General features: G+C 40.0%; 1 protein-coding gene. It reads left to right on the top strand.

Translation table 11 applies throughout. The features are described from left to right. Nucleotides 1–2,280: diguanylate cyclase domain-containing protein (locus PQR79_RS18230; RefSeq protein ID WP_274408599.1), on the top strand; the 2,280-nt coding region annotated here is incomplete at both ends.

The following is a 2,280-nucleotide window of genomic DNA, read 5'->3' as shown; positions in this document are numbered from 1 at the left end:
GTCGAGCACTTACAAAAAAGAGTGACTCGTTTAAAGCGTTTGGCTAAAAAATATAAACGTTCCGAAATTATTCAAAATGCCCTACTTGGTATTTCTAATATTGCTACCCAAGTAAAATCACTTGAAGACTTCTATCAGCGGGTACACTTACATCTTCAACAACTTATTCCAGCTGAAAACTTCTTTATAGCCTCAAGAGATCTTAAAACCGGCTTAACCAGCCTGCCCTTTTTTGCTGATTTACAAGACTCTCACCCCACAGATTTGTATCCCGACCAGGAGATTTCGTCATTACTCAATAGCGGCTTAACCGGATACGTATTACGAAACGGCGAGCCATTACTGTGTGATGACAAAAAGTTTAATGAACTCATCGCCAGCGGCGATATTAAAAGTTTGGGCTCTCCAAGCCATCAATGGCTCGGTGTACCGATTAAAAATCAAGATGTGGTGAGTGGCGTTTTAGTTGTTCAAAGTTATAACGAAGCCAATACATACGGTGAGTTAGAGCTAGAGTTAATGGGGTTTATTTGCCACCATATCTCTGGCGTAATGGAGCGACTTGAACATCATGAACAACTAGAACAAGCCATTACTGAGCGGACCAAAGAGCTTAGTCAAGCTTATGATAAAGTCAAAATTGAAGTTCAAGAGCGAGTAAAAGCCGAAAAACTACAAAAAACCTTATTCGAAATTGCAGATTTATCAGCATCAAATGTGTTACAGCAAGACTTTTATCTGCGTATTCACACTATTATCAGTCAGTTAATTCCTGCGCATAATTGTTTTATCTCATTGATAGACGATCACAATATGTTGTCATTTCCATTCTATGTATCGCAAATGACAGCCCAATATCCATCGTCACGCCCAATGCAAGATGGCTTAACCGAGTACATTTTACAACATAAGTTACCTCGATTATTGTCTGCCAAAGACATTGCCCAAATGGTCGCCAATGGTGAAGTCTACTCAAAATCTCCAGAGCTAAACAAAACTCAACGAATGCATCAGTGGATTGGTATACCGCTAATTATTAACGGCGATATTGCCGGAGCGTTAACCATTTACAGTCTTGATGACGAACATATCTATCAATTAAAAGACTTAGAATTACTGACTTTTGTATCGCAACACATTGCCAACGCAATCGAGCGCAAACAAGCCGTTGAATCACTCAAAAATAGCCATGAGCTTTTAGAAGATAAAGTCATAGAGCGAACACGAGCACTAGCCGAGCTCAATAACAACTTACAACAAGAAATTAATCAACGCCGTAAAATTGAAGATCAACTGGTACACGATGCTCAACACGACGGGCTAACAGGGTTGCCCAACAGAAGTTATTTAATGGAGCGCCTATCACACGCTCTTAAACATTTGCGCCGCCATGGTTTAGACCAGTTTGCCCTATTATTTATCGATTTAGACCGTTTTAAACTTATTAACGACTCTTTTGGTCATTTAGAAGGTGATCGCTTCTTAATAGAAACTGCACAACGGATTAAATCATGCGTACGCGATAATGACACCCTAGCAAGAATGGGCGGTGATGAGTTTGTGATATTACTCGACTCAATCAGCACAACAGATGATGCTATTGAAGTCTGCGAACGCATCTTACAAGCGTTATCTATGCCTTATGAGCTCGGTAAACAAGAGTTTATAGCCGGTGCCAGTATCGGTGTCGCTTTTAGTGGCCGTAATAAGTTAGTGACTAGCGAGTCTTTGCTTCGTGATGCTGATGCTGCCATGTACCAAGCTAAAGCCAATGGCAAAGGTTGCTATGTTATATTTGACGACAAGCTCAGTAACCAATCTAAACAACAACATGAATTGGAAGCTGACTTTAAGCAGGCACTAGATAAACAAGAGTTTGATATTCACTACGTTGAAGTGGTTGATTTCACCAGCGGCGAAATTATCGCAATTGAGCCCCAAATAGAGTGGCATCATCCAGAGCACGGACGCATTGAACACACTAAACTCAAGCATCTTGCGGCCCAATATCAACTCACACTTAATTTAGACGGGTATATATTTGCTCACCTAAGCCAGCAATATCATTTACTCAAACAGCAATATCACCAAGATATTACCTTGCACTTATCAATTAGCAGCCAACACATTAAAAATAAGTTTGTGCTACGCAACTTAAAAAACTCTATCAAAGCCAGTAATATCGACGCCAATAAGTTAATGTTATTTTTTAACGAGAAAGCGCTAGTGCAAGACACCGAAAACCACATCAATGGTTTCGATATGATTAGCCAATTAGGC

Source organism: Shewanella metallivivens (assembly GCF_028750675.1).
Classification (GTDB): domain Bacteria; phylum Pseudomonadota; class Gammaproteobacteria; order Enterobacterales; family Shewanellaceae; genus Shewanella; species Shewanella metallivivens.
The sequence above is the reverse complement of the archived record's forward strand: the minus strand, read 5'-3'. Positions and strand labels throughout refer to the sequence as shown.